The sequence below is a fragment of the Prevotella sp. ICM33 genome, assembly GCF_000517825.1.
In the GTDB taxonomy this organism is placed as follows: domain Bacteria; phylum Bacteroidota; class Bacteroidia; order Bacteroidales; family Bacteroidaceae; genus Prevotella; species Prevotella melaninogenica.
Genome location: NZ_JACD01000102.1, coordinates 1 through 9,614, shown reverse-complemented (window position 1 = coordinate 9,614; position 9,614 = coordinate 1). Strand labels below are relative to the sequence as shown.

The 9,614-nt window shown below is 40.7% G+C and carries 6 protein-coding genes; 4 read left to right on the top strand and 2 right to left on the bottom strand.

The features are described from left to right. Nucleotides 1-394: 394 nt before the first annotated feature. A complete protein-coding gene (locus HMPREF1505_RS11965; protein WP_036925723.1) occupies nucleotides 395-2,389 on the top strand; it encodes a helix-hairpin-helix domain-containing protein in 1,995 nt (664 codons plus the stop codon). A gap of 50 nt (nucleotides 2,390-2,439) precedes the next feature. Here HMPREF1505_RS11965 and HMPREF1505_RS11960 read toward each other — a convergent pair whose 3' ends face one another. After that, on the bottom strand, nucleotides 2,440-3,189 hold the full coding sequence (locus tag HMPREF1505_RS11960; protein WP_036925720.1) for a hypothetical protein: 750 nt from the start codon (nucleotides 3,187-3,189) through the stop codon (nucleotides 2,440-2,442). A gap of 341 nt (nucleotides 3,190-3,530) precedes the next feature. Between HMPREF1505_RS11960 and HMPREF1505_RS11955 the strand changes: the two genes are divergently transcribed. Both HMPREF1505_RS11955 and HMPREF1505_RS11950 read left to right on the top strand, forming a co-directional pair. After that, a complete protein-coding gene (locus HMPREF1505_RS11955; RefSeq protein ID WP_036925717.1) occupies nucleotides 3,531-4,331 on the top strand; it encodes a hypothetical protein in 801 nt (266 codons plus the stop codon). A 45-nt stretch (nucleotides 4,332-4,376) separates the two neighbouring features. After that, nucleotides 4,377-5,147, top strand: a complete 771-nt coding sequence (locus tag HMPREF1505_RS11950; protein WP_036925715.1) for a hypothetical protein — start codon at nucleotides 4,377-4,379, stop codon at nucleotides 5,145-5,147. 149 nt (nucleotides 5,148-5,296) lie between these two features. Here HMPREF1505_RS11950 and metG read toward each other — a convergent pair whose 3' ends face one another. Then, nucleotides 5,297-7,360, bottom strand: a complete 2,064-nt coding sequence (metG, locus tag HMPREF1505_RS11945) for a methionine--tRNA ligase (protein WP_036925712.1) — start codon at nucleotides 7,358-7,360, stop codon at nucleotides 5,297-5,299. 142 nt (nucleotides 7,361-7,502) lie between these two features. On the opposite strand from metG, the gene HMPREF1505_RS11940 reads away from it, so the two are divergent. Continuing rightward, nucleotides 7,503-9,497 carry a KUP/HAK/KT family potassium transporter gene (locus tag HMPREF1505_RS11940; protein ID WP_036925709.1) on the top strand — a complete coding sequence of 665 codons (1,995 nt, stop codon included), beginning with the start codon at nucleotides 7,503-7,505 and terminating at the stop codon, nucleotides 9,495-9,497. Nucleotides 9,498-9,614 lie beyond the last annotated feature (117 nt).

The window sequence follows — 9,614 nt, the reverse complement described above, 5'->3', positions numbered from 1 at the left end:
CTTAAAGGGCACCTTTTGCAAGCCAAAAGGGCGTCTTTAAGAAGCCAAAAGAGCACTTTTTCAAAATTATGATGTGAAAAATTATGACAGAATAATAAGTTGTTAGCCTAATTAGCCCAATTGGACCAAATAGCCTAATTAGGCTAATAGGAATAAGTTGTTTGTAGAAGGCAGATAGACTTCACACCTAATTACATTTATCATGTAGTTTTTCCCCATTCTAAAAACATCTTATTGGGGGCAACCATACCATGTATGTGGATGAATCTCATTCTATTAACAAGCTACGTATTTAACGGAAGACCTTTTCTTTATACTTTTCTCGTCATTTTGTTTGCTTTTCTCAGTAACAAAGACTATATTTGTTGTCTTAATACTTTGAAAGTCTAACTAAATGAGAAATCTACTATTGACCTGCCTTTTAGGGCTTTTTAGCCTCACTTCTACAGCACAACAGACCTATGATTGGGAAGAATTGCTTGAAGAACTCTATGCAAGTAACGAAGAAAACGTGGATGCAAAGGAGGAAACCTTTGAACTATTAGCCGACCTTTCAGAACATCCACTCAACCTCAATACGGCAAGTAGGGACGAACTTGCACGTATCCCGTTTCTTACAGCAGAACAAATTGAAGATATACAAGCCTATGTTTATCAATATCATGGTATGCAGTCATTGGGTGAGTTGGCTATGATTGAATCCTTAGATGCTCTCCGTCGCCAGCTTCTTCCTTATTTTGTCTATGTCTCTCCAGTAGAAGAACAGCACCAGTTTCCTACATTTAAATCAATTATAAAAGGTGGAAAGCACACCATCTTATTGACCGCTCATATCCCTTTTTATCAGCGTGAAGGCGACCAGAAAGGCTATCTTGGCTATCCTTATGCCCATTCTTTCCGTTATTCCTTCCGTTATGGCGATTATGTTCAGGCAGGATTGGTAGGCGCACAAGATGCTGGTGAACCCTTCTTTGCGTATGGTAATCGTCTTGGTTATGACCATTATAGTTTTTACTTGCTGTTAAGAAAGATGGGACGGTTGAAGACTTTGGCTGTAGGACGGTATAAAGTGAACTTCGGACAAGGACTCATTATCAACAATTCCTTTGGCTTTGGGAAACTTGCCATGCTCTCAACGTTAGGTAGACAATCAACAGGTATTCGCGCACATTCCTCTCGTTCGGCTGCTAATTATCTGCAGGGAGCAGCTGCAACGGTGGAAATAGCAAAGCATCTTGACTTAACCACCTTTCTTTCTTACCGCAGTATAGATGCTACACTTACGGATAGTGGAACCATTAAGACAATACTCAAGACAGGTTATCACCGCACTGTGCGTGAGATAAACAGTAAAGATGCTGCTACACAGTTTACTGCAGGAACCCATCTCGGCTGGTCATCGGGTGCTTTTCGTGTGGGATTGTCGGGCGTTTATACTTGTTTCAACAAGGAGTTAACACCCAATACAACTTTATATTACCGCCATTATGCACCTTCTGGGACTAACTTTTGGAACGTAAGTGTAGACTATAGCTATCAACATCCTCATTGGTCATTGGCTGGTGAGACGGCAATGGATAGCAAGGGAAGCATTGCAATGGTGAATAACCTTTCCTATTTGCCTACTTCTAAGCTCTCTTTACTTGCCGTTCAGCGTTATTATGGCTACCAATACACTGCACTCTTCGCACGTAGTTTTGGTGATAATGGGGCGGTTCAGAATGAAAGTGGATTGCTCATTGGTGCGAATTGGAATGTAAAACGGGGTTTGTCGCTCATGGCTTATACTGATTTCGCTTATTTCTCACACCCTCGTTTTGGCGCACATACAGTTAGTAAGGCATGGGATAACCTACTGATGCTTACCTATAGCCGTCAATGTTGGGCGCTCTTGGCTCGCTATCGCTTTAGAATACGTGAGAAAGATAATCGAGATAAGACCACTCTTGTAAACGAAGTAACGCAACGTGGTCGCCTTTCTTTGGCTTATTCGGCAGAGTCTTGGAGCTGTAAAAGTCAGTTGGATGTCGTTGCAAGCAATTATCTCAAGCGTAGTTTCGGTTATATGGTGAGTGAGTCTGGGGCTTGGAAACCGCTTTCATGGCTCACGCTGAATGGTATGATTGGTTATTTTCAAACGACAGATTTCGCCTCACGTATCTATGTTTACGAGCGTGGTCCACTCTATTCTTTTAGTTTTCCTGCCTTCTTTGGTAAGGGTATGCACTATAGTCTGTTTGTTCGGGCAGACCTATCGAGCCGTCTTATGATAATTCTTCGCAGTTCAACCACGCATTATTTCGACCGTGATCATATATCCTCAGGACTTCAGCAAGTCAACTCCTCAACGCTAAGTGGACTCGATATTCAGTTGCGTTGGCGGTTTTAGGTGCTGATACTTTATGTGATTACGATTTATGGGGACAATAGCGTAGGGCGTTACTCACCAAAGGCTTCATAGTTTCCCATCCGTAAGAGCATTGGGAAATGGCGTCGGTAGCGATAAAGAGAGAAGTCGCCTTTGTCGTCAAACGCCGTAAAATCGAATTGATGTGTGGCTTGATACTTTGCAGTAGAATTGTGTTCTTCAACGTAGATGTTCGTCAGGCAGGGTTGTTCACCACACATATTGATAAAGAGTTGGTAGGTATATTTGTATCCTTGTCCAGCCTCATAACTCAGTTCTATACCCTCTTTTCCTGTCCTAATCTCCTCAAAACTTAGCATTGTATCCGCCTCGGTGTTACGGATAACATTGCTATAAACCCATCTTTTTCCCTTGTATTCAATGGCAAGAAGACGGTCGGTAAAGATCGAATCTGTGATGCTGTCTATGCTTGTCGTCATCGTTATCGGAGACAAAATAGCGGCATTCATTCCCTTGAAAGATGCTTCACCCGTCTTCACATAGAAGTTAGATATCTTAAAGCCTTTCCATGTATAAAAGCCCTTCCAACGGTTTGGTGTAGGATAACTAAGCGTTATGGTGTTATTCACAAAACTTGTCAGATGCTGAATAGGTCTTCCGCAATAGGCTATGACCGTGTCGGCATCAACATCATATCCGTCCTCTATCAGTGGATTATCAGCCTTTTTACTTGTCTTTGTGGTATCGGCAGAAAGGTTGAAAGCCATGCAATTAACAGCAAACAGCGTGAATAATAAAAAATAGAAAACCTTTCTTCTCATATTCCTAATCCTCTTTCGTTTTATAATTAACTATCGATTCTATTCTTTCCTATGGTTGCAAAAGTAATTAAAAGTACCGATATAAACAAGCAAGAACGATGTTTGCCGAATTATTTACATGAAAATAAATATTTTTTGTCGTGAAAATAAATATTTATCTTTATGAAAATAAATTCTTTTTTACATGAAAATAATTCGCAGGAGAAATTTGTTGTGCTATTGCGCTACTTTCTTTTTGGTTAGTAAACACATACAATTTAGTGATAATAAAAGCTGTATTCTGTCGCTTGTTATCCTTCTTTTTATTTATATTTGCAAGTGAAATTAATTCTATATATGATATGAAACAAGTCTGTAAGTTAATTCTTTATTTGTTCTGTGTGGCAATAGTGCTAACTGGTTGCCGTGATAAAGTACAGTCAAAAGCTGAAACTGCAGACTCTTTGGCGGCAGTAGGGCAGAGAGTGAGTCGTATATCAAAGTCGGAAAAGAAAGAAGATATGCGTCAGTATGATGTTGCTGACCAGAAGCGAATAACTGATTTCATTCCCAAAGGTTATAAACTATTTGAGAAGATTTCGGGTGACTTGAACAAAGATGGGCTTGAAGACTGTGTGTTAATCATCAAGGCAACACGCAAGGATGGCTTCGTAAAAAACAGTTTTGATAAAGTGGTAGATCGTAATCGTAGGGGTATCATCATACTGTTTACCGAGAAAAATGGTTATAAACTTGCGTCGAAGAATTACAATTGCTTCTCATCAGAGAATGAAGAAGGGGGTGTTTATTATGCTCCAGAACTGTGGGTAGAGGAGAGAAAAGGGAATCTTTATTTGCGTTATTGTCATGGTCGGTATGGTTATTGGGAGTATTGTTTTCGTTATCAAGGCTCAGATTTTATGCTTATAGGTTATGAAGCAACTTATAACCATGGTCCATTAGTTTTAGGAAAAACAAGTATCAATTTTCTTACAGGTGTTGAATATGATGATGAGAATATCAATGCTGACAAGTTTGATGCAGATTCTGATGATGATCCTGTGGCTGATGAGGTATTCAAGAGGACCGTCGTTAAACTGAAGAAGAAGCCGTTAATGAAGCTTTCGGAAATAGAAGATTTCGACGACTTAAAGTTGAATTAGCTGAATATTGATTATTATCAATAGAAGAAATATATTTTTATTGCAATGAATAAAACCATAATAGGACTTGTATTAGCTGTCTTTATGTTAGTTGGCTGTTGCGATAAGACATGGTGTATAGGTTTTGCGGCTGACTTTTTAGTTGTGACTCCACAACCTATGAAGAAGAATTCAGGCTCCATGATAATAGATAAAGGAAGTCACATATCTGTTACTGGTCAGCAACAGATAATGGGTTTTATCCCTAAGGGTTATAAGCTATTTGACAAGGTTTATGGTGACTTGAATAAAGATGGGCTTATGGATTGCGTGTTAATCATCAAGGCTACACGCAAGGATAGCTTTGTGAACGATCGTGATGGTCATAAGGTTGATCGTAATAGGCGTGGGATTATAATATTGTTTACGCATGGTAATGGTTATAAGTTAGCTTTGAAAAATGAAAGTTGTTTCTCTTCAGAGAATGAGGATGGAGGATGTTACGATCCTCCTGAGTTGAACGTTAGCATAAAAGACAGCAAACTTTATCTACACTATAATTATGGTAGATATGGTTTTTGGGAGTATTGCTTTCGCTATCATTCATCTGACTTTATGCTGATAGGTTATGAAAAGTCGCGTAATTATGGTGCAAAGGTCTTTGCGCGATTAAGCATCAACTTTCTGACAGGCATTAAATTTGTGGATAAGAACATCCATGGAGATGACTATGAAAAGGAAACTGAACTTAAACGCGCCATCTATAAACTGCCGAGAAAGCCGCTGATGAGACTTTCAAAGATACGTGATTTGGATGAAGTTAGCTTTGCTGAATAGTTTAATCTGCAATAAAATAAAGGCAATTAGAAGGTCTGATAAACCTTATAATTGCCTTTATAGTTGTTATGTCGTGATAAACTTGGTAGTCTGATAACTCACTACGCCTATCATATTCTATCTCTTTTAGTCAGAGTTAGAGGTGGGTATTATCCCACTTGACTACCCGGTTTCACCTCACCCATGGTTGTAGTAACGGTGAGTGAACCATCGAAGTTAACAGCAGAGAGTATCATTCCCTGACTTTCGATGCCCATCATCTTGCGAGGAGCAAAGTTAGCAACGAAAAGAACGTCCTTACCAGTGAGCTGCTCTGGCTCATAGTAGGCTGCAATACCACTAAGGATAGTGCGTTCAACACCCGAACCATCGTCGATAGTGAACTGCAAGAGCTTCTTACTCTTCTTCACCTTCTCACACTTAATGATATGTCCTACACGGATATCAAGCTTCTCGAAGTCTTCGAAAGGAATGTCCTTCTTGATTGGTTCAGCCTTGTAGGAAGCGGCTTCGTTAGCCTTCTTAGTCTCTTCCAGCTTACGTAACTGAGCCTCGATAGCCTCATCCTCAATCTTCTCGAAGAGCAACTCAGGCTCTGCCAACTGCTTACCAGCTGGGAGAAGGTCGGTAGAGCCAAGTTCACTCCACTCATACTCCGTCATGTTTATCATCTCACGGAGCTTCTTACTGCTGAATGGCAAGAATGGTTCGAAGGCAATACTGAGGTTGGCAACGAGCTGAAGCGAGATGTAGAGAATTGTCTCCACACGCTTAGGGTCGGTCTTCCAGAGCTTCCAAGGCTCTGTCTCTGCGATGTATTTGTTACCGATGCGGGCGAGATTCATAGCCTCTTTTTGTGCCTCACGGAACTTAAAGATTTCAAGATAGGACTCAACTTTCTCCTTAACATCCTTGAACTCTTGGATAGTCTGACGGTCAATCTCTTCCAATTCACCACAAGCAGGAACCACACCATTCCAATACTTCTTGGTTAATTGCAGTGCACGGTTAACGAAGTTACCATATACAGCAACGAGTTCAGAGTTGTTACGCTCCTGAAAGTCTTTCCAAGTGAAGTTATTATCTTTGGTTTCTGGTGCATTAGCTGTCAGCACATAGCGTAGCACATCCTGCTTTCCTTCAAAGTCGCGGAGGTACTCGTGGAGCCATACCGCCCAGTTTTTACTTGTAGAAATCTTATCGTCTTCAAGGTTAAGGAACTCATTTGATGGTACGTTATCAGGCAAAATATAATCGCCATGCGCCTTCAACATAGTTGGGAAGATGAGACAGTGGAACACGATATTGTCCTTTCCAATGAAGTGAACAATACGTGTCTCTGGGTCTTGCCACCACTTTTGCCAGTTGCCGAAGTGCTCTGGATCCTTTTCGCAAAGCTCCTTAGTGTTTGAAATATAGCCGATAGGCGCATCAAACCATACGTAAAGAACCTTGCCCTCGGCTCCCTCTACTGGTACAGGAATACCCCAATCAAGGTCGCGGGTCATAGCACGTGGCTGGAGATCCATGTCTAACCAGCTCTTACACTGGCCATAAACGTTTGGTCGCCACTCCTTATGATCCTCCAAAATCCACTGCTTCAGCCACTCTTGATAGTCATTTAAAGGCAGGTACCAGTTCTTAGTACGCTTGATGACAGGCTGTGAACCAGAGATAGTTGAGTGTGGATTCTTCAGCTCCATAGGGCTAAGGTCACTACCACACTTCTCGCATTGGTCGCCATAAGCATTTGGATTGCCACAGTGAGGACACTCACCCATGATATAACGGTCGGCAAGGAACTGGTGAGCTTCTTCATCATAGTACTGCTCACTCTCCTTCTCGACGAGCTTACCATCATCATATAGCTTACGGAAGAAGTCTGAAGCAAACTTGTGGTGAGTCTCACTTGTTGTGCGACTATAGATGTCGAAGGAGATACCAAACTCTTCAAAAGAGTCCTTTATCAACTTATGATAACGGTCACATACGTCCTGTGGGGTGATACCTTCCTTCTTAGCACGGATGGTGATAGGCACACCATGCTCGTCACTACCACCAATGAAAGCAACTTCACGCTTCTTCAATCGGAGATAACGAACGTAGATATCGGCAGGAACATATACACCAGCAAGGTGTCCTATATGTACACCTCCATTCGCATAAGGCAATGCTGCGGTAACAGTGGTGCGCTTAAATTTCTTTTCTTCCATATCTGTTTGATTATTTATTATCTACTGCAAAGTTACAGTAAATAAGAGAAACGACAAAAGAAATATAGATAAAAGCCTTAAGAGGGTTATGCAGTTATCATGATTTTGTTTACCTTTGCATCCGTTTTAAGATATAATAAGAATGACACGGGATAACAATTGTAGTAATTCTGCACGCCATAAACTAAGTTTAATGGGCGTTATTGTAACCTTAGGTATTGTTTTTGGAGATATAGGTACATCTCCTTTGTATGTGATGAAGGCTATTGTTAGGGCTGGAAACCCTGTTAATGCTGAATATATCATCGGTGCAGTGTCGTGTATTATATGGACATTAACCCTTCAAACGACTGTTAAATATGTCTTAATAGCCCTCCGTGCGGATAATAAAGGAGAGGGTGGAATACTCGCTTTGTATGCTTTAATACGTCGACATAGTCGTAAATGGTTTTATTTCTTAGCGATTATTGGTGCCAGTACGCTGATAGCTGATGGTGTTATAACGCCTTCTATTACGGTTCTCTCTGCTATAGAGGGATTGAAGGTCTATGAACCAGAGACCCCAGTTGTACCTATTGCCCTTTGTATTGTTACTGTTTTGTTCTTCATTCAGCAATTCGGAACGAATATGATTGGCAAGTTGTTTGGTCCTTTAATGCTCTTATGGTTTTCAATGTTGGGTGTGTTAGGAACTATGCATATCGGTGATTATATTCCTATTCTGCAAGCTTTCAATCCCTTACATGCCATCCGCTTGCTGACGAGTAACCCAGAGTGGTTCTTAATCTTGGGTGCAGTGTTCCTCTGTACGACAGGTGCTGAGGCCTTATATTCCGACTTAGGACATTGTGGAATTAATAACATCCGCACGAGTTGGGCATTTGTTAAGGTCATGTTAATCCTCAATTATCTTGGTCAAGGGGCTTGGATAATTGCACATGGTGATAATCTTACCTCTGGGTTGAATCCTTTTTATGCCATTATGCCCCACGGCATGCTCTTTTTTGGTATCGTCATGGCAACGATAGCAGCCATCATTGCAAGTCAAGCATTGATTAGTGGGTCGTTTACTATCTTCAGTGAAGCAATGAACTTAAAGTTTTGGCCACGTCAAAAGATAAAGTATCCGACCGATGTTAAGGGACAACTTTACATCCCATTTGTCAATATGTCGCTCTTTATCTTATGTGTGATTGTGATACTTTTCTTCAAGAGTTCGGAGCGAATGGAGGCTGCTTACGGCTTGTCAATCACGATAACCATGCTCATGACTACCTTCCTCTTGAGTGCTTATCTTACTATTCGTCGAGTAAATCGTTGGCTAACACTCCTGTTCCTTATCGTCTTTGTCGGTTTGGAGAGTATCTTCTTCGTCGCAAACATGGCAAAGTTTATGAATGGAGGTTGGGTAACCATGCTTCTTGCCAGTGTGATGATAGCAATCATGTATGTGTGGTATAATGCCACAACCATTCGTAATTCGCAGATACAGATACGTGATGTTCGTGAATCATTCAGTATTATTTCCGATATTAAGAACGATGAGTCAATCCCTAAGTATGCGACAAATATTGTCTATCTCACCAAACTTGGGGGTAAATACGACATCGAACAGAAGATTCTCTATTCAATTATTAACAAGCATCCAATGCGTGCTGACCATTATTTCTTGCTGCATATAGACTATCAAGACAGTCCATCAACGCTGGAATATGACGTTACCACGCTCGTTCCCGATACTCTTTATCGTATCAATCTACGGTTAGGATTCCGCATCCACCCACTTGTCAATCGTTATTTTAGGCAGATAATCGAGGATATGGTGGCTAAGAATGAGTTCTCTCTTGCGTCATCTTATCCTTCATTAGCTAAGCATAATGTGATGGGAAACTTCGTATTTGTGCTTATTAATAGGATTTATTCAACCTTCGCTTCTTTCTCTTTTAAGGAGCGACTTATCATGGATGCCTATGAATGGATTGACCATTTGAAATTGAGTATGACACGTTCTTTAGGTCTGAATACGAGTAATGTCTTGATAGAGAACGTACCACTCACATTAAAGTCACATGCTAAAAATGTAGGAAATAGTATTCCAAGGGTTGAAAGAATAGAGGAAAACGAGGGCTTCCATTAAACCCAAATTGTTAATAATATGAGATTAATCTACATATATGGTATGATTTCCTCCAATAAGATTGTTTTATAAAGGCTCAACACCCAACAACCATCACCCAACACCGGTATAATTACC